19 protein-coding genes and 1 tRNA gene are annotated in these 19,589 nt (G+C 41.9%); 4 read left to right on the forward strand and 16 right to left on the reverse strand.

The window, feature by feature from the left end; all coding sequences use genetic code 11:
- Window positions 1-66: 66 nt before the first annotated feature.
- On the forward strand, window positions 67-294 hold the full coding sequence (locus NVS78_RS06225; RefSeq protein WP_286358381.1) for a hypothetical protein: 228 nt from the start codon (window positions 67-69) through the stop codon (window positions 292-294).
- Here the strand turns inward: NVS78_RS06225 and NVS78_RS06230 are convergent.
- The 6 genes from NVS78_RS06230 to mtaB form a co-directional block, all read right to left on the reverse strand.
- Window positions 291-1,187 carry a helix-turn-helix domain-containing protein gene (locus NVS78_RS06230; protein ID WP_286358382.1) on the reverse strand — a complete coding sequence of 299 codons (897 nt, stop codon included), beginning with the start codon at window positions 1,185-1,187 and terminating at the stop codon, window positions 291-293. The two genes, NVS78_RS06225 and NVS78_RS06230, sit on opposite strands and share 4 nt — an antisense overlap.
- A gap of 188 nt (window positions 1,188-1,375) precedes the next feature.
- Window positions 1,376-2,275, reverse strand: coding sequence for a helix-turn-helix domain-containing protein (locus tag NVS78_RS06235; protein WP_286358383.1), 900 nt, complete (start codon window positions 2,273-2,275; stop codon window positions 1,376-1,378).
- A gap of 376 nt (window positions 2,276-2,651) precedes the next feature.
- A tRNA-Ser gene (locus NVS78_RS06240) sits at window positions 2,652-2,736 on the reverse strand.
- Between the two features lie 35 nt (window positions 2,737-2,771).
- A complete protein-coding gene (nhaA, locus tag NVS78_RS06245) occupies window positions 2,772-4,121 on the reverse strand; it encodes a Na+/H+ antiporter NhaA (RefSeq protein ID WP_286358384.1) in 1,350 nt (449 codons plus the stop codon).
- A 64-nt stretch (window positions 4,122-4,185) separates the two neighbouring features.
- Window positions 4,186-5,217: a GDP-mannose 4,6-dehydratase gene (locus tag NVS78_RS06250; RefSeq protein ID WP_286358385.1), complete on the reverse strand. Its 1,032-nt coding sequence runs from the start codon at window positions 5,215-5,217 to the stop codon at window positions 4,186-4,188.
- Between the two features lie 137 nt (window positions 5,218-5,354).
- A complete protein-coding gene (gene mtaB / locus NVS78_RS06255) occupies window positions 5,355-6,668 on the reverse strand; it encodes a tRNA (N(6)-L-threonylcarbamoyladenosine(37)-C(2))-methylthiotransferase MtaB (RefSeq protein WP_286358386.1) in 1,314 nt (437 codons plus the stop codon).
- A gap of 209 nt (window positions 6,669-6,877) precedes the next feature.
- On the opposite strand from mtaB, the gene ispF reads away from it, so the two are divergent.
- Window positions 6,878-7,357, forward strand: a complete 480-nt coding sequence (ispF, locus tag NVS78_RS06260) for a 2-C-methyl-D-erythritol 2,4-cyclodiphosphate synthase (protein WP_041504477.1) — start codon at window positions 6,878-6,880, stop codon at window positions 7,355-7,357.
- 1 nt (window position 7,358) lies between these two features.
- Window positions 7,359-8,501 carry a lipid-A-disaccharide synthase gene (lpxB, locus tag NVS78_RS06265; protein WP_286358387.1) on the forward strand — a complete coding sequence of 381 codons (1,143 nt, stop codon included), beginning with the start codon at window positions 7,359-7,361 and terminating at the stop codon, window positions 8,499-8,501.
- Window positions 8,502-8,749: 248 nt separating this feature from the next.
- Here the strand turns inward: lpxB and hcp are convergent, their stop codons facing one another.
- A complete protein-coding gene (hcp, locus tag NVS78_RS06270; protein ID WP_286358473.1) occupies window positions 8,750-10,393 on the reverse strand; it encodes a hydroxylamine reductase in 1,644 nt (547 codons plus the stop codon).
- 129 nt (window positions 10,394-10,522) lie between these two features.
- Here hcp and NVS78_RS06275 point away from each other — a divergent pair, with 129 nt between their 5' ends.
- The gene (locus NVS78_RS06275) at window positions 10,523-11,008 is read left to right on the forward strand and encodes a pyridoxamine 5'-phosphate oxidase family protein (protein WP_286358388.1); all 486 of its coding nucleotides are present in this window, start codon (window positions 10,523-10,525) and stop codon (window positions 11,006-11,008) included.
- A gap of 6 nt (window positions 11,009-11,014) precedes the next feature.
- Here NVS78_RS06275 and NVS78_RS06280 read toward each other — a convergent pair whose 3' ends face one another.
- The 9 genes from NVS78_RS06280 to NVS78_RS06320 all read right to left on the reverse strand — a co-directional run bounded on the left by NVS78_RS06280 (window position 11,015) and on the right by NVS78_RS06320 (window position 19,543).
- Window positions 11,015-12,481 carry a tetratricopeptide repeat protein gene (locus tag NVS78_RS06280; protein ID WP_286358389.1) on the reverse strand — a complete coding sequence of 489 codons (1,467 nt, stop codon included), beginning with the start codon at window positions 12,479-12,481 and terminating at the stop codon, window positions 11,015-11,017.
- Between the two features lie 142 nt (window positions 12,482-12,623).
- Window positions 12,624-13,445, reverse strand: coding sequence for a twin-arginine translocase subunit TatC (tatC, locus tag NVS78_RS06285; RefSeq protein ID WP_286358390.1), 822 nt, complete (start codon window positions 13,443-13,445; stop codon window positions 12,624-12,626).
- On the reverse strand, window positions 13,442-13,648 hold the full coding sequence (locus tag NVS78_RS06290) for a Sec-independent protein translocase subunit TatA/TatB (RefSeq protein WP_286358391.1): 207 nt from the start codon (window positions 13,646-13,648) through the stop codon (window positions 13,442-13,444). Before NVS78_RS06290 ends, tatC begins: the two co-directional genes overlap by 4 nt.
- Window positions 13,649-13,660: 12 nt before the next feature.
- Complete coding sequence (locus tag NVS78_RS06295; RefSeq protein ID WP_286358392.1) at window positions 13,661-14,173, reverse strand: ECF transporter S component; 513 nt, start codon at window positions 14,171-14,173, stop codon at window positions 13,661-13,663.
- An 11-nt stretch (window positions 14,174-14,184) separates the two neighbouring features.
- A complete protein-coding gene (locus NVS78_RS06300) occupies window positions 14,185-16,074 on the reverse strand; it encodes a TonB-dependent receptor plug domain-containing protein (protein ID WP_286358393.1) in 1,890 nt (629 codons plus the stop codon).
- Window positions 16,071-16,487, reverse strand: a complete 417-nt coding sequence (locus NVS78_RS06305) for a DUF1893 domain-containing protein (protein WP_286358394.1) — start codon at window positions 16,485-16,487, stop codon at window positions 16,071-16,073. The genes NVS78_RS06300 and NVS78_RS06305 overlap by 4 nt, the downstream gene beginning before the upstream one ends.
- Before the next feature lie 48 nt (window positions 16,488-16,535).
- The gene (locus NVS78_RS06310) at window positions 16,536-18,014 is read right to left on the reverse strand and encodes a 4Fe-4S binding protein (RefSeq protein ID WP_286358395.1); all 1,479 of its coding nucleotides are present in this window, start codon (window positions 18,012-18,014) and stop codon (window positions 16,536-16,538) included.
- A gap of 351 nt (window positions 18,015-18,365) precedes the next feature.
- On the reverse strand, window positions 18,366-18,893 hold the full coding sequence (locus NVS78_RS06315) for a flavodoxin (protein WP_286358396.1): 528 nt from the start codon (window positions 18,891-18,893) through the stop codon (window positions 18,366-18,368).
- A gap of 110 nt (window positions 18,894-19,003) precedes the next feature.
- Window positions 19,004-19,543, reverse strand: coding sequence for a flavodoxin family protein (locus tag NVS78_RS06320; RefSeq protein ID WP_286358397.1), 540 nt, complete (start codon window positions 19,541-19,543; stop codon window positions 19,004-19,006).
- Window positions 19,544-19,589 lie beyond the last annotated feature (46 nt).

Genomic DNA, 19,589 nt, shown 5'->3' on the forward strand with positions numbered 1-19,589 from the left:
CGGAAATCCATGGATTTCCGAGTATATAAAATAATAGCTATCTTTGCAGGACAAAAGATAGCTATTATGAATATAGGAAAGTTTACCCGACGTGATTATATCAAGGCTAATCGCAAGGCAAGCCGAGAGGCCGAGATTGAAACTCACACCCGCCCGATCCATTTCAATCGGGTGCACAGATCAAAAAAAGTCTATGACCGTAAAAGGATAAAGGCAGGCGATAAAAAGGGCTTGCCTTTTTTTATGTTTCCCGATAGAGTAGCATCCCCGACCAACTTACCGACTGTTTTTTAGCATACCGTTCGATATTCATTAGGCGTGGACCCCACGATGTTTTTGAACATGCGACTCAAATGGTGAGGATATTTAAATCCCAACGAATAAGCGATTTCACTAACAGATTTGTTACTTTCTATCAACAGCTCTTTGACTTTGCCGATAACGGTCAGTTGTATATGTTCTTGTGCCGATTTGCCTGTCTCTTTTTTTATCAAATCCCCGAAATAGTTAGGTGATAGGTGTAATTGAGCGGCGCAATACTGTACCGAGGGCAACCCGATGGTTTGCGGTTTATCCGATTCGAAGTAGGCAGAGAGTAGTTCCTCGAAATTTTCCAGTAGACCGCGGTTTACCGCCTTCCGTATAATAAACTGACGATCGTAGAAACGTACGCAATGGTTCAGCAATACTTCGATGTTAGCGGCAATAATCTGTTTGCTGTGTTTATCGATAGAGTGCTCCAATTCTTCTTGGATTTCTCGAAAACAGTTAAGTATGATCTGGCGTTCCCGTTCTGACATGTGTAAGGCCTCGTTTGACTCGTAAGAGAAAAAAGTATACTCCTTTATTCGTCGAGCCAGAGAGGTTCCGTAAAGTAAATCAGGATGGAAAAATAGAGCCCAGCCTTTGGGGTTACGGGTCTCTCCTCCGTCATCGACACCTGCAACTTGTCCCGGAGCCAGGAATACGAGTGTACCTTCCTGATAGTCGTATTTGTTACGACCGTACAAGAGAGTACCGCAATCGAGTTCCTTAAGAAAGATGCAGTAAAAACCGAAGTTTTTGCGACTGTGTTCGAGCACCTCGAGTGTTGAAAAATCGACCACGCTCACCAATGGATGCAAGGTCTCCACGCCCAACCTGTTGTTGTAATCCTGAACGGTCTCTAATTTAATAATTTCACTCATATTTATTGCTTTTGGTTATAACAAAAATAAGGATTTTATATGAAAAAAATATAGCTGCTTTTTGTAACCTGTAATTTTGGTTAGTAATTCCGTAATGTATGTTCATGTATTGTATATAAGCGTTTTAGTGTCGGCTTGGAAAATAAATATAAACTTGGTCTTGTTGCAAATAAAAATAAGATTACGATTTAATATTTCGATCTGTACTCGTTGGGGCCATGACCTGTTAACTTTTTGAATAATCGGTTAAAACATAGAGAAGAAGAGAAACCTAACTCTTCGGAGATTTGTACGATTGTTTTATTGGTTTTTGACAATTGTTTTTTGGCCATCTCTATACGTTTGAGTTGAATATATTCGTGTATGGTTTTACCGGATTCATGCTTCAACAGATCTTCAAAATAGGCCGTGGATAGATGAAGTAAAACGGCGCAATAGCTGGATGAAATCATACCTCTGGAACCTATTTGACCGCTCGTAAAATAATGATTTAATATTTGCTTTGTTTTTTTTATGAGATTTTCGTTCGCTTTATGTCGCGTAATAAATTGTCGATCGTAAAAACGTACACAATGATTTAATAGCAGTTCTATTTTAGTAGTTATCAATACATTGCTATAGTTGTCTATCGAATGATGAATTTCTTCGTTGATTCTTTCCAAGCAAGTGTGGATGATTCTTTTTTCACGGGATGAAAGGTGAAGGGCCTCGTCCTGCTGATAAAAAAAGAACGTGTAATCTTTCATATGTTCTTCGAGAAATGTCCCTTTTATCAGATCCGGGTGAAAGGTCAATAAATATCCGTTTGAACAAGGCATCTCGTGATTTTTTTCGGTATCAACGAGAACTCCGGGAGAGAGGAAAAGTAGAGTTCCGTCCGAATAGTCGCAAAACTTCCGTCCGTAGCCAGAGTAGTTGCATTTATATTCCTTCAACCAGACGGAATAGAAACTGAATTGTAATAATACCTGTCGCTTTTCGTTCGCTTTCGAAAAATCGATAACACTCGCTAAGGGATGTAGTGTTTTTTTCCCAAAATAAGTATTGCATTGATGTATAGTATCTATCTTCACTATCTCTTTTTTCATTATCGAGCATTTGTTCGGGACAAAATTAACTGCTTTCTCCTATACTTGTTTCTTTATCTTTTTAAAACGGTAATTTTGGTACAAACATCCGTAATCTGTCTACGGTCCGGATGTTACCATACTTCTGTTGCTGTCGTATTAGGATTTTGTAGGTAGGTTGGTTATTGTTTTTCGTTCGACTCCCTTGTAAATTATAAAAGAGAATCAGCATGGTAAGCGATTCTCTTTATTTCCTATATAAGCGGAGAGAGAGGGATGACTCGGAACATAGTTCCTCGTGAACGCGTTACGAACCCCGTCTATCGCTTCGTTCGAATCCCGATAGTATCTTATATATAAAAAAGAGCTAACTTTCTTATTGTTAGCTCTTTATAAGCGGAGAGACAGGGATTCGAACCCCGGGTGCCTCGCGGCACAACGGTTTTCAAGACCGCCGCAATCGACCACTCTGCCATCTCTCCGGATGCGGGTGCAAATATAGAGATTTTCATTTATTTTAAAAATTATTCTTCTCTTTTTTTTCCAGAGCATATTTTAAGATAAGGTAACCGCAAAGCCCTGCAAATAAAGATCCTCCGATGATTCCGATTTTTGCCTGGTTAAGAAGAGTCGCCCCGATCTCCGGAATTTCCGCGTAAGACAGATTCGCTATAAATAAAGAGACCGTAAAACCGATACCGCCGATCATAGATATTCCGAATAAAGAACCTTCATGCATACGATCCGGCATGGAAAGCCAACCGGTTTTGACAGAGAGGTAAGTGAATGAAAAAATGCCGATCAACTTGCCTAAAACCAATGAAATGAAAATGGTGATGGAGATCCCTTGTAACGAGGCAAAAGAAAAACCTTCAAAGGAAATACTGGCATTGGCAAAGGCAAATAATGGCATAACGACATAGTTGATAAGGGAATGCAGATCGTCATCCATCGCCTGTAAAGGGCTGATTACTTTGTCAGAAGCCGATTCTATGCTTTTTAGAATAGACAATTCCGAGTTGCTGAGTATAAGATCGCTGGAGTTTTCTCCTTCCGGTAATCTTTTTAAACTTTCCCGAATGTTATTCACGTATTTGTAAATGCGTAATTTCGGTCGGGCGGGAACCGTGAAGGCCACGATTACCCCGGCTATCGTCGGATGGATACCCGATTGGACAAACAGGTACCATACCACAATACCCAAAAATATATAGAACAGTTTATTATGGATTCCTGATCTACCTCCGATATATAACAATAGTATAACGCCTGCCGCGGCGATAAGAAATTCCGTTATCAATTGCTGACTGTAGAAAACGGCGATGACGATAATCCCTCCGATATCGTCGACCACGGCAAAAGCCGTTAAAAAGATTTTGAGACTTAGGGGTACTTTTTTTCCCAGTAAAGAGAGTACGCCTAAAGAGAAGGCGATATCGGTAGCCATGGGGATCGCAGCTCCTCTGGCTGCCGGTCCGGATTCTCCGATCAACATGAATAGAAGAACGGGAACGATCATTCCGCCGCAAGCGGCAATAACCGGTAATAAAGCTTTTCTGGGAGAGGATAACTCACCGACCAGGAGTTCCCGTTTGATCTCTAATCCTACCGAAAAGAAAAAAATGGCCATTAAAGCATCATTGATAAAGGCTAATAGGGTCATGGAACCTCCGCCGTGCTGCTGAAAAAGATTGAAACTTCCTATATTGAAACTGACCTCTTGCGAAAAGAAATGGTTGTAATATTCTTTTAATGGGGAGTTGGCTATTATCATGGCTAATAGTGCCACGAACAGAAGAATTGCCCCACCGTTGATTTTGGCCTGAATCAATCTACGTGTAGAAAACTTCAACGTATCCTTCAACATATCCTTCGTTTTATATTAGAAATAAGGTAAAATTAATGATTCTTGTTATTCTTTCGAATGTTTGCTACTTTTTCTGATTTATAAAATGGGATTGGGAAAACCACTCGGCAAACCGTTGTATACCTGTTTCAAGAGAGATGGCAGGAGTGTAGTTATAGTCTTTTTGTAGCCTGGTCGTGTCTGCCCATGTTTGATAAACGTCTCCGGGTTGCATCTCCATGAAAACCTTTTTGGCTTCTTTCCCCAAATTTTTTTCCAGTACATGGATAAAATCCATTAATTTCACCGGTTCACCTCTTCCTATATTATATATGGTCGCTGGTGTACCGGGAAAATCTTCTCTTTTCATTCCGGGGGTCGTAATTATTTTTTCCATTCCGGTGATGATATCGTCGATATAGGTAAAATCTCTGGATAGATGACCGTTATTAAAGATTTTGATCTCCTTATCGTTTGTAATGGCATTGGCAAATAGGATAGGAGCCATATCCGGCCGACCGTATGGACCGTATACCGTAAAAAAACGAAGTCCTATGGTTTGCAACTTGTATAAATACGAATAGGTATTGGCCATTAATTCATTACTTTTTTTGGAAGCGGCGTAAATGGATATCGGGTGATCCACCTGATCGTCTTCTCGGAAAGGAACGGAATGATTGTTTCCGTAAACGGAGGAAGAAGAGGCGTATACCAATTTGAGGCATTGAAATTTTCGGCAGGCTTCCAATAAATTTAGAAAACCGACAATATTACTTTGGACATAGGATTCGGGGTGAGTAAGGCTGTAACGGACGCCGGCTTGCGCAGCCAGGTTTACAACGCAATCAAATCGGTGTGTGGCGAATAGTTTTGTTAATCTTTCCGTGTCACATAAATCCATTTGACAAAAGGTATAACGCGAATCTATTTCGGATTTGATTTCTTTGCCGTATTCATAATTTTCAATTCCGCATGCCCGCAGTCTCTCTTCTTTTAAGGTGATATCATAGTAATTATTAACGGAGTCAATGCCGTAAATGGTATGATTGTCGTTTAAAAGTCTTTTGACAAGGTAAAAACCGATGAAGCCGGCTGTTCCCGAAATTAATATATTCATGTTTTCTTGTTTCAGGTTCTAAATTGTCCGACAAAATTATAAAATAAAACAGAAATAACTTATCATGGATGGTTTAAATCCACCTGTTTTATTCGGGAAGAGGTATTTGGAGCGAAAAAACGGGATGCTTGTAGATGTCAATAATGAATGAGTTGGATTTTTCCCGTAAGATTTCCGTTTTCGTTGACTTCTCCTAATTTAACGGGAACGATCTGGTTTGTCAATGTACGATCGTAGGGGATTTCGACTCGAATGTAATTATCTGTGAACCCGCCCATCGAGCCGTTTATTTCACTCTCTTCGAAAAGTACCGGGCGAATCTCTCCCTGAAAAGATTGATAAAAAGATTGGAGTTTTTGTTCTGAAATATCTAATAAGAGATTTACTCGTCGGTGCTTTTCTGGTGTGGTAACAATTAACGGAATATCCAAAGCCTTTGTTCCGGAACGTTCTGAATAAGGGAATACATGAAGTTGAGAGATGGGTAATTCAGAAATAAAATTTCGGGCGTCTTCAAAAAATGTTTCGGTTTCACCCCGCATGCCGGCGATAACGTCTACCCCGATAAAAGCGTCGGGTAAAAGAGATTTGATTGTTCCTATTTTTTCAGCAAAAAGTTCGCGGTTGTAACGCCGCCTCATGAGTTTCAGGACCTCGTTATTTCCGGATTGTAACGGTATATGAAAATGTGGCATAAAATGTCTGGATGCAGCAACGAACTCGATGATTTCATCCGTTAATAAATTGGGTTCTATGGAAGAAATCCTGAACCGGGGTATTTCGTCCAATTGATCTAATGTCCGGAGTAATTCAAAAAACGACATACCGGTATCCCGGCCAAAATCCCCCGTGTTGACACCTGTTAGTATAATCTCTTTTATACCTTTATCTGCGGCGCTTTGTGCGGCTTTCAATACCTCTTTTATTTGGGCGCTCCTGCTTTTTCCCCGGGCGTAAGGGATGGTACAATAGCTGCAGAAGTAGTCGCAACCGTCTTGAATTTTCAGAAAGCAACGGGTACGATCTCCGTAAGAATATGCCAAATCGAACTGTTCGATCCGGAAGATATCACAAGCGTGAGGTGGGATGGATTCCTGGGTTTCGAGATGTTGTAAATAGTGTGCGACATTGAATTTGTCCCGGGCACCGAGTACCATGCTTACTCCCTTGATGTTTATGATTTCCTGGGCTCGAAGTTGGGCATAACATCCGACGACGACAATATAGGCTCCCGGGTTACGGTGGATGATTTTCCGGATCATCTGACGTCCTTTTTTTTCTGCAATGTCAGTAACGCTACACGTGTTTATCACGAAGATATCAGCTCCTTCTTTTTCTCCTACCGTTATTGTCCCTACCTGTTCCAGGCTATGTTTTATCGTTGATGTTTCCGAAAAATTCAGTTTACAGCCCAAGGTGATATAGGCTACTCTCTTCCCTTCGATAAGCATTGTAATCTTTATTATTTAATTGTAAATCTTCCGTCTGCTACGCGACAAAAGTAATGATTTTATGGTTAAAAACAGAGGCATTTGTGCTTAGTCGTAGGAATTGAAATGAAATATTAGTTATTTTGTCTTTCCATATTTGTATCCTTCTCTGTATGCTGAGGATAAATGAGGGGATATTATCGAAATATGTAATTAATAATTTGATTGTTATGAAGATAAAGACGGGTTTTGGAATAGATGTGCATCGTTTGGCCGAGGGGGAAGAGTTTTGGTTGGGAGGAATTAAGTTGGAACATGAAAAGGGATGTGTGGCTCATTCGGACGGTGATGTTTTGATTCATGCTATTTGTGATGCCTTGTTGGGTGCGGCCGGATTGGATGATATCGGTTCTTACTTTCCGGATACGGATCCGGCCTATAAGGGAATTGACAGTAAGGTTTTATTAAAACGGACGATCGATATGGTGAACGCGAAAGGATATACTGTCGGTAATATCGATTGTGTCATTTGCTTGCAGCGGCCTAAAATTAAATTGCGGGTATTGGAAATGCGGGAGTGTCTGTCAGAGATTTTAGGAATGGAAACGGAAGACCTGACCATTAAGGCAACAACCACGGAGCATTTGGGATACGAGGGGCGGGAAGAGGGGGTGACCGCTTATGCTTCGGTATTGATGATAAAGTTATAATATGAAATATTACATTATTGCGGGAGAAGCATCGGGAGACTTACATGCTTCCAATTTAATCAAAGGATTGAGACGGGAAGATCCGGAAGCCGTTATACGGGGATGGGGGGGAGATTTAATGAGAAATGCTGGTTGCGAGATCGTACGCCATTACAAAGATACGGCTATTATGGGATTTCTCACGGTATTGAAAAATCTGGGTAAGATTAAAGAAAATATCGAAGCCTGCCACCAGGATATATTGGCGTGGAAACCGGATGTGGTTATATTGGTCGATTATGGGGGGGTTAATTTGCGGGTGGCCAAATTTATAAAAGCTGCCGGTATCCCTGTTTTTTATTATATTTCACCTAAAATATGGGCATGGAATACCGGGAGAGTAAAAAAAATCAAATGCCTGGTAGACCGGATGTATGTCATATTCCCGTTTGAGGTTGATTTTTACAGGCAATTTGATTATACGGTTCAATATGCCGGAAATCCCTTGGTAGATGCTATTCATGATAGGGATTTCAAAGATGAAAGTTACGCGGATTTTATCCGGGGTAATCGACTTCCCGATAAACCGATCATTGCTTTATTGGCGGGGAGTCGCTCTCAAGAATTGAAGCATGTCTTACCTAAAATGTTATCGATGGTAAAACATTTTCCCGGTTATCAGTTTGTGATAGCCGGTGCTCCTTCCATGAGTGATACGGATTATGCTCCTTATATAAAGGGCATGGATATCAGGATCGTGTATGGCCAGACGTACAGATTGTTAAAGCAGGCACGATGTGCCTTGGTAACTTCCGGAACGGCGACGTTAGAGACGGCTATATTGAAGACTCCTCAGGTCGTTTGTTATAGCGGAGAAGGGGGTGCCCTCAGTTATTTTCTTTTTAAAACTTTCGTAAAGGTAAAGTATATCTCTTTGGTTAACCTGATTGCCGGAAAAGAGGTTGTTCGAGAGTTGTTGATGCAGAAATTGAACGAAAAGAACTTATTGAAAGCTTTGTCGGCGATATTGCCGGATGATCTGGCGAGGAAACAAATGTTACGGGAATACGATGAGGTGAATCGTCGTCTGGGAGATTCAGGCGCCTCCGAACGTTTTGCCCGCATGATGATCCGGGATTTAAAGGCGTTGAGAGGTCGTGGGTAAAATTGTTTTCCCTTTCCTCGATCCGATCGTGAATATAATCCGTTGCACTCTTCGTTTTCATACTGCAAAAATAAGGATTCTGGAGTAAAGATGAAGGATTCGTCAAAAGTTTACGTGCTCTGGTAGTCCCGGAATAATTTTTTCTCGTGATATGAAAAATAGGCAGCCATTATGGTCAGGCGAGTCTGAATCCGGAATGAATGGCCCCAGATCTCACCTTGACCACGAGATGATCTTTTATTTTGGTTTTAATGGTTGATTAGTTGTTTTAAATCATCGTCTACGTTCGATATGGTCGACAATCCGAATTTTTCTACCAGAACTTTTAAAACATTGGGACTGAAGAATGCCGGTAAGCTTGGCCCTGCATGTATGTTTTTAATTCCGAGATAGAGCAATGCCAACAACACGATGACGGCTTTTTGTTCGTACCAGGCGATGTTGAAAACGATGGGCAAGTCATTGATGCTTTTTGCGCCGAATATTTCTTTTAATTTACTGGCCACTTTTATCCATGAATAGCTATCGTTGCATTGTCCGGCATCTAAAATTCGGGGGATGCCATCGATCTCTCCTAAAGGAAGTTTATTGTAACGGTATTTAGCGCATCCGGAAGTAAGTATGACCGTGTCTTGTGGTAATTTCTGGGCGAATTCCGTGTAATACTCCCTGCTTTTCATACGGCCGTCGCATCCGGACATCACAACAAATTTACGGATCTTGCCGCTCTTTACCGCCTCTACGATCTTGTCCGCCAAAGCGATAACCTGATGATGGGCAAATCCGCCGGTGATGGAACCTGTTTCAATCGCTTCCGGCGGTAAACATTTTTTTGCATGAGCGATTATGTCACTGAAATCTTTGGGTCGATTCCCGTTTCGGGGAATGTATTTGAAGCCGGGGAATCCCACGGACCCCGTGGTATACACTCGATCCGTGTAGCGAGCATCGGGATGCGGCGGAACCAGGCAGTTCGTGGTAAACAGGATGGGACCGTTAAAATGTTGGAATTCGTATACTTGTCGCCACCAGGCATTCCCGTAATTACCTGCAAAGTGTTTGTATTTTTTGAATGCCGGATAGTAGTGTGCTGGAAGCATTTCACTATGGGTATAGATATCGACACCCGAACCTTCCGTTTGTTTTAGCAGCTCTTCTAAGTCTCGAAAGTCATGGCCGCTAATTAATATTCCGGGGTTATTTCTTACGCCGATATCGACTTTTGTAATCTCCGGGTTTCCATAGGCGGTCGTGTTTGCTTTGTCCAACAGGGCCATCGCATCTACTCCGTTTCTACCGCATTCGAGCACCATTTGAATAAGTTGTTCCGTGGATAGATTCAAAGTGGTGGCCACCAATCCCCGGTCTATGAATTCGTATATATTCTGATTTTCTTGTCCCAGGTTATAAGCGTGTTCCGTGTAAGCGGCGATTCCTTTCATCCCGTAAATAAGAAGTTCCCGTAAAGCACGTACATCTTCGTTCAAGGTGGATAGGACTCCGATGGTTGTTGCTTTTTGTTCCATTTCTTCTGTGGAATTACACTGCCAGTAAGCCCCTTCGAACGTGATGTTTCGGATATTCCCTTTTTTGTCCAAAAAGGTTTGCTTTAATTGTTCCCGCAAAAGAAGTGCCCGTTTTATTTTATCTATAAATCGGTTCCTGTCGAAATTGGCGTTGGTGATAGTCATAAAAAGTCCGTCGAGGATAAATTGATCGGCGGAATGGTCTACGGCTTTCAGCGCTCGTAGCTGTACCCTGTAATGGGCGATTCCTTTTAACAAAAAAAGTAAGAGATCCTGGAGATTGGCGACATCAGGCGTTTTTCCGCATACGCCGCGGACGGTACAACCACTTCCTTTGGCTGTTTCTTGGCATTGAAAACAAAACATTTTTTCCATCGTAGATTTATTATAGTTTATATTAAAGGTTTCGTTTATTTCGGTAACATTTATACGGTAAATCACATATAAAAGATTGTAAAATATTAGATTTGTTAATCTGTTTAAAACGGAAGGATCATGGAAGAAAAATTCGATACAATCCGAAGAAAAGACCGGGTATTGGACCGGGAGACTGCGATCCGGCTTTTGGAGAAGGGAGAATACGGCATTTTGTCTATGGTCGGAGAGAACGGTTACGGGTACGGACTTCCTTTAAGTTATGTGCTGGAGGATAAACATATCTATTTCCATTGTGCTCCGGAAGGAATGAAGTTAAACAATTTGAAGAAGGACAATCGGGTAAGTTTTTGTGTGGTAGGAAAGACACGCGTTATTCCGGAAAAGTTTACCACGGAATACGAAAGTACTTTAGTGTTCGGAATGATCTCGGAAGGGCTTCCGGAATGTGAACGTTTACATGCGTTGCGTTTGATCGTAAAGAAGTATTCCCCGGATTATGTGGAGATGGCCGAGAAATACATTGCTGCTTCTTTCCATCGTACCAATGTGTTACGTTTGGATATAGAGACAATTTCCGGAAAGGGGAAAAAAGTGGGTATTTGAAACATATTACATGGCTTTTGGTGTTAACGGTACCGGAGGTGCCGAGGGTACCGGAGATTCGGGAGGATTGGCAAGACGATGAAGTTCACGGTAAGAATAGGTGTATTTTTTGCCTTCTGGATCTCTTGCCGTGAGTTTTTTCGTGTTTTTCAGAAATGCTTCTTTCAAGGCATGATTTAAAACTTCCCTGCAGTACTCCTGCATGATTTCCGAGTACCGACTTTTAACATTGTAATTTTTCAGGAACAGAATACAGGTGAACAACATTTTTTCTCTGCGTATACCTTGTGACATAAGGATACTCTCGTTGGAATCTTTCGGTTGACAAAGATAGGTCAGATTGGCGATAGCCTGTTTATTTACCGGGTATAGTTTATAAGCCTGCCAATAGGCGAGTATGGCTCTGTTATTCTCTTCGGATGTGCTGTAAGCATTACCATTCATTACTGAAATTCGGGAAAGTAACATGTTGTCCGGTTGTAGCTGCGTTTCAACTTCCCGAAAAATCTGGAGCGCTTTGTAAGGATTCCCGGTTTGAATTAATGTTTCTCCGTATCTCAGGGCAACATCGATATCCGTGTGGTTGCCCTCTTCATCCAGAAATAATGAATCTGCTTCGGCAAGCCATTTTTCTGCCTGTGAAAAGCGTTTTAGTTGGAATAGAGTTAATCCGTAATACTTGATAGTTACGCGAGAAACTCTTTCTTCTTCGGTTAATTTGGCAAATATCGTGTCACACTCTTTGTAGCGTTTATCGAAGTATTTTAATATTCCCCTACTTTGTGCCAGGAGCGGGTAATTCGGATTATACCGAACTGCCGTATCTGCTAAAGCGATGATTGTATCCATCCATTCGGGCCAAACTTTTTTGTCTTTGCGTATCGTATTGATCGCTTTCAAAGCGATTCTCCCGTTACTTTTATCTTGTTCGAAGGCGCGGATGTAAAAAGATAGAGCATCTGCAATAAGGTTCAGTCCGTTCGTACAATCTCCCAGGCTGGAAAGTAATGAAATGTTGGCAGAATCTACGGTTAATAATTTCGTGTAAACCTGTATGGCTTTAGGATAATCCGAAATCTGCTGATAGAGGCGTCCTAAAGAAAAATTGATGACAAAATGTATTGAATCTTCTCGTGATAATTGTTCATAATACTTCAATGCGATCGTTTGGTGTCCGGCCAGATTGGCAGATCGAGCCATGGCCAGTTTGGCGTCTTGATTGGCGGTGTCGAGGGAATACCATTTTTTGTAATATTGATAAGCTTTACTATAACGCATTAGTCCTTCGTTAGTTTTGCCCGCGTAAAAAAGGAGGGAGGGAGACTCTGTTCCCGTGTCGAATAACGAATCAATATAAACGGCTGCCTCTGCGTATTTACCGGTTATGATCAGGTTTTTGATCCTGTTGTCCGAATGTTGGGCTGTAAGCGTAAGAGCACAAAAAATTCCTATTGAAGCGAGTAATATTTTCATAGCAGAGGTCTTAGCAGGTTCTATTTTTTTATTAGTACTTTGAGCAAATATATGAAAAAAAATCAAATCAACTAATTTTTTAGTTATTAAATGCCGTTTTTATTGATTAACTGCGACGAATGCATGGAGAGAAGCAGGTCGTTCAATTGCTATTGTTTGTTCTAATTTTCTTTGAAACAGTGCGTTTAACAAACAGAATGCTTATTTCATAGAGTAAATACATGGGCATGGCAACCAGGGAGAGTGTGAATACATCCGATGTCGGGGTGATGATAGCGGCAATGACGAGAATAGTTACGATCGCATGCCGGCGGTAGTGTCGCATAAACGGAGCGGAGATAAATCCGAACAGGGCGAGCAGCCAACATAAAATAGGAATTTCAAAAACAATTCCCATCATCAGGTTCATCATTAATAAGGTATCCATGTACGATTGTAACGAAATCATATTTTCGATCTCGGTGCTCACTTGATAGGTGCCGAGGAAACGGAAGGTCAGCGGAAAGATTAGCAGGTAGTTTAGTGCTGCGCCTGTTATAAACATAGCGTAACCACCGCCGATCATTCGTAAGGCGTATTTTTTTTCTTTGGTGTATAAAGCGGGAGAGACAAAACGGAATAGTGAATACAGGATATAGGGAGAAGCGCAGAATAGGCCTACATATAGGGCTGTTTTTACGTGAATGATAAATTGCTCTGCTAATCCCGTATTTATCAATTTGACGGAAAAAATTCCTGAATTTGCCTCTGGACGGGACAGCCGGCTCCCAACGAGATGAAAGATCCTGTAGGTGATGAAATCATCTTGTTTGGGCGCCAGGATAACGGTGAACAGTTCCTCTTTAAACAGGAAGGCTACGATTCCGCACCCGATGGTTACAGCCGCTATCTTCAACAGGTAAACTCTTAGTTCATCCAGATGTTCCCAGAAAGTCTGTTTTTTATTGCCGTCAGTTTCGTTCATGGTTTCAATGCCTCTTCTTTTTCCGGTTTCGTTTTTTCATTTGTGGTACCCATACCGTTCATTCCTTCTTTGAAACTGCGTACTCCTTTACCGATTCCTTTCATCAGTTCGGGAATCTTCTTTCCCCCGAAAAATAGTAACACGACAAGGATAATAAACAGGATTTCCTGTGTTCCGATTCCGATAAATAATGGTGTAATCATGGCGTTAATTATTTATTTGTTGATTAAATGTTTAATAAATAGGTATCCACCGAATACCTGTAAGCCAATACCGGGTAGTCCGATGCGAAAGTCCTGTACTGCCCGGAAAAAGTCTTTCATGAGAAGCCATTCTCCCCATATGCCGATGAACTGGTAAGAAAATACGACAAAGATTAGAATGGGTAACGAAATGTGTTTGAAACGATGAGCACACCACCCGGCAATTGCGGCTAACCCTACCGATTTCATCAGAACGACGGGTAGTGCTGCCGGAAGAGGCATCCCGAAGAACAACGAATTGATTGTCGGAGAGAAAACAGCAGTAAGTAATCCGACTTTCCAACCGTATTTATAAGCCCCGACAAGGGTGAAAAAGTAAATGGGAAGCCAGGTGATACCTCCTTGAGGAAACAGATGGCATAGCCGGGGAAAAATCACGTTACCCATTATAAATAAGATGGTTACCCAATAGGTTTTTGCTTCATTGTACGGTAACGAGTAAAGTTTTACGCTTGTAGTTTTCATATTCGGTCATGTTAAAAATTGATATTCACCCCACCCGTAAACGTGGCTTCGGGCATCGGATAACCGATGTTGATCTCGTAACTTTGTGCAAGCAAGTTTTCTCCACGTACGAAAAGGTCTGCAAAACGGGAGACCCGGTAACTTCCCCGCGTATTCCACAATATAAAATTTTCTTTTGCCTTAGAAGGTTTGACTTCTGTATAAAGCCCTCGGACATACATTATTCCCGTTGATATATTCCATCTTCCCCGGGTAAAGTCGGCTCCGGCATAAAGTTTATGTTCGGGGGCTGCAATAACAGGATGTACCATTCGTAACCAACTGTAATTGGCTGATATATTCCAGGACCGATTCGGTCGGTAAGACATATTAGTTTCAATTCCCCAATTCTCAATCTTTCCGGTGTTGATATTTTTATGACGTTTATCTTCCATAACTACGGTTTGAATGGTATTGTCGCCGTTGATATGGAAAAGGTTTATTCCATACGACAAGGTATTTTTCATTAAACGTTGGGACCAGGAAAGTTCGTAACTTATGATCCGTTCTGGTTTGAGATCCGGATTTTTCGAACCGAACATGTATAGTTCTCGAAGTGTCGGATTTCGAAATCCTTTGCTCATCAAGGCTTTCAATTCGGCGTTCGGTTGAAATTGCATACTTATTCCGACTTGAGGAATCCATTCTGTTCCGCTTTGGGAATGGTGATCTATCCGAATCCCCGCGTTGAAGGTAAAGATTCTTCCGATAGACTGACGGAAATCCATGTATCCGGCTATTTCATTTTCCGATTTGTTGACTATATCCGTGTGATTGCCATTCAGAAATTTATTCCAAGCTTCACCTCCGATGTGTTGATAATCCGCGCCGACGGTTATTCGGTTACCGGTAAATAGCGTTGTACTTTGGTACCAGGTGAGTCCTAACATTTTATCGGTGGAATGAAACCGGTAATTCAACGGTTCTTCTTCGCGGGAATAGCCATCGTTAATTCTATGGCGTCCCCAATTATAATAGAATTTCAAGGCTCCCGATGTATGGTTGTAGTTATTTTCGAGAGAGAAAGAGGTTACGCCACGGGTAATCCGTGAATCGTTATCGAAAACGGGAGAGGTCATCGTGCCGGGATTGGACGTGTTATAATGGGTTAGGTTTATATCTGCCAATAAATTCCAACCCCGATTTAATTCATATCCCAATTTGGCATAACCTCCGTATTGCTCAAATTCCATATCTGAACGGTGGCCGTCGGTCCGGTTGTAAGAACCGGTCACGATGCTGTTGAAACGTCCCTGCCGGATTTGATTGGAGAGTTCGGTTGTCAGGGTATTGTAAGAGCCGTAACTTACTCTTGCGTGATTCTTTATACCATTATCCTTTTGTTTACGTGTGACAATGTTAATGACGCCGCCCATAGCGTTTGAACCGTACAAAACGGATGCTGGACCTCGTACGACCTCCACTTTCTCCGCTAACATGGATTGATAGGCATCAGCTAACGGATGACCCATTAGTCCCATGTATTGCGGGTGACCGTCTATTAATATCAGCAAGCCGGTTGTCGGGTTGCCTCCGATGCCGCGTAAACTCATACTCCCGGCGGCTCCCGTGGATATGCCGTATCCCATAATACTCCGGCTTGTAGTGAAAAATCCCGGTATTTGTTCTGTCAGTATGGGTAATAAAGATTGTTCGTACCTGTGTTCGATCTGGTTTCGTTTGATTATTGATATACTCATGGGGAGATGACGGATATCCGTTTCATTGCGCGTCCCCGTAACGACAACTTCATCTATCGTGTAGTTTTTAGTCGAACGGGTACTGTCTTCTTGGGAGTATGCATCTAATTCTAAAAATAGTAAAAAGTTGACTATTAGAATATAGGTTATTTTCTTGTTCATTTCCTATTGTTTCGTATGAAGTTTTGTATCGTGGAGAAGATGTCTTGCGTCGATTTTACCTTAAAGCAGGCGGATTCCAACGGACACCATCCGGTTTTAGTCCGGTTTTTAATAAAAGGAACAAGCTGTCCGAAGTCAACCCGGATGTTAGTGTCTTGTAATAGTTCTAAGGCCGGTTGACTGATAACGTCCGCGTATATCCGTCGTGTATTTCCCAATATCATCAACGTGGCTGCCGCTTTGCCTACGACCTTGTCTGCAATGACGGCTCCCTGTAGGAAGGGAGCGTCCTGACGAAGCAGCCCGTATAGATCGGCTATTCCGGGTTGTTTGAAAGTACGGATAGACTCGTTGTTGGCGATTACGCAGGAGTATTGGTCTGAATGCAGCAAGTGAATTAAGTTTTCGATCATCGTGTTACTTGTTTCAATTGTTAGATAAATGAGGTTATTTTTAATAGGTTATACGATTCGGTGCGACTGGTGTCCTTCCACGTAAATGGCACTAAAAGGGCGGGCCGGACATAAATTTTCGCAAGCTCCGCAGCCGATACAGTGCTCTGTGTTTACTACCGGAATCCGGGGCGAAGTCGATACGTTCGGATCGGAGGTGACCATATGTATCGCCTCTGTCGGACAATGGCGAGCGCAATTGCCACAGCTAACTCCGTCAGTCAGAGGAATGCAATTTTCTTTTACCCATACGGCATGACCGATTTGTATCGCCGATTTATCCGCGGGAGTAATCGGATGAATGGCACCGGTAGGACAGACCTCTGAACATTTTACACATTCCGGCCGACAATAGCCTCTCTCGTAGGACATTTCGGGTTGCATGAAGGTAGAGAGGGTATGGGAGGGACGTAATACATGATTGGGACAAACCGATACACATAATTGACAAGCGGTACAATGTTTATTGAAATTGCGTATACTCAGTGAACCGGGAGGGGTAAGGGAGGTGATGCGTTCGGGAATTTTTTTATCTTCAATGACAGCTAAACCGCCGTCTACTTTTTTCTCTTGGGCCTTTAACGCCGTGGTTGTAGCGAACAGGGCCGTTACCGCAAGGAAATTACGACGGGTTTTGTTGATCCGTTGCTCTCCGTTTTCGGTTTTAAGCGTGTCGGGCCTTGTGTATTTGATGGCATTCCGTTTGCATGTCCCTATGCAATCCATGCAGGTTACGCAACGGCTGTAATCTATTTCGTGTTTTTCGGAGTTAATACAGGATGCTTTGCAATTGCGGGCACATAGATTGCAATGATTGCAGTTGGAGGTGTCGATTACAGGTTTGTAAATAGAGTAACGGGAGAAAAATCCGAGAAGAGTGCCGATAGGACAAATCGTGTTACAATAGCTGCGACCGTTCTGCCGTGCCAATAGCGTGAGGACGACAAAAGTCGTGATAGCGATCCCTAAAGTCATTGCGCTTTTCATCCATACCTCAACGGAATAAAACGTATAGCTGTTTATCCTTTCGGCTCCATAAGCCAATAGGTTATTTCCCCATAGCCAAAGAGGTGTAAACAGATTCGAAACGATACGGCCGTAAGCGCTGTAAGGATCGAGTAAGGCGACTAACGAGCCGACGCTTGCGAATAAAGCCATGATAAACACGGATAATATGCCGTATCGTAGCCAGGATAAAGCGGGCGAATAGTGAAAGCGATTCTTTTTTTGTTTTCCGGCCAGCCAGGAGATGATATCTTGAAATATACCGAGGGGACAAGTGACAGAACAATAGATGCGTCCGAATACTAACGTTAGTATGATAAGAAATGCCACCACACCAACATTCCATGCCAGTAAAGCGGGTAGAAGTTGTATTTTGGCCAACCATCCGAACCACGTGTGTATTGTTCCCGTGAAGTCGAGGAATAGCATGGATATGAGGGTAAAACTCACGATGGCGATTGTTAGTCTGATAGTACGTAACATGATATTTATTTTTTAAGGTAAATATTCGTATACCGGAAAATAGATTTACCCGATTTTCCCGTAGATTATTGTTTTTATATTCTTTTTTCCCGATTCCCATGCATTCGGGGATTGGATCGTGTTTAGTGTTTTATTCATTAAGTAATTGGTCGTGTTGATGTTAATGCAAAATTAACGAGTTGAAGGGGTATGTTTTGTATATAGATTACAGAGAGTTATACCAATTTTACGGATTCGATTTTTATGTGAAACAGATTTATGTATAAGAATAGGCGGGAAGATGAATTTTGAAATTCTCTTGCCGCCTGCATAAGGTATCTACCGACCCCCTTTGGGGTTGTCCTTTCAACTTTATTTTACAACTCCGATTTCACGCAACCATTTCTCTACCTCTTTGCGTGAGGCCTCTGCTTTCTCGCCGTTCGTTAAAAAACCTTTTTTGCGTTCGTGTTTGTCTGTATGCTTTACGAAATCTGTAAAGCAATTCTGTTCGCCTCCGCCTCCGTGAGTGCAGAAAGGGATAAGAGTCTTACCGGAAAAATCATAGCTTTCGATAAATGTCAGTATAGGCATAGGCATTGTTCCCCACCAATTCGGATAACCGATAAAAATGGTGTCGTACTGTGCAATATTTTCGACTTTGGTTTTGAGGGCCGGGCGGGCATTGGTCTCTTTTTCTTTTTTAGCGACGTCCGTACATGCGCGGTATTCTGCCGGATAGGGTTTTGCCACTTGAATCTCAAACAGGTCTCCACCCGTAATCTCCTTGATATGGTTCGCTATTGCCCGGGTATTTCCACCGCGAGAGAAATAGACGACTAATACTTTTTTCCCTGTCGAAGCTTTTTGGGCCTCTGAATTTGTGCTGAACATTGCCATAACCATCATGATTGATATTAAACTTTTTGTGACCATTTTTTTAATTTTAGGTTTATATTCTTTTGATAAAAATTTTTGTCCTATTTATTAGTTTGAGGAGATATTTGTCATTAAATATTTTTACCTGTTTCGTAGGCTTCTTTTAAGACAGGTTTGTGCTCTATTTCGCCGATTTTCCATACTCCCGTACCGTAAATAGCCCCTTTCTCGACGGCTCCGTTCAGGCAATCCAAAAAGCCTCGAAATCCTTCCAGAGTACGCTCCATTGCCTGTTTATTCGTGTCTGCTGCCGTGACAATGAAGTAGAATTCTTTGTTGTTGATTTCCGTGTAACGAGTACAGGTACGGTCAATCATTGTTTTCATTTGAGCACTCATCGTATAGAAATAGACAGGAGTGGCCATGACAATCACGTCGGCAGTAATCATCTTCTCTACAATCTCGGCTGCATCGTCCTTCTGCGGACAGGGCTTTCCGTACATGCTACAAATACCGCATCCCGTACAGTAATGAATAACTTTATCCGTTAGAAATATCTTCTCTGTCTGGTGACCTGCTTCTTTTGCTCCTTTTATTAATTCATCGCATAACGAGTCGGAATTTCCGCCTTTTCGCGGACTTGATGATAATACCAATATTTTTTTATTCATATGTTTAAATTTATTTTATAGGTAAATAGATGACTTTAATATGGTA

The organism is Gabonibacter chumensis, assembly GCF_024741215.1.
In the GTDB taxonomy this organism is placed as follows: Bacteria; Bacteroidota; Bacteroidia; order Bacteroidales; family Marinifilaceae; genus Gabonibacter; species Gabonibacter massiliensis.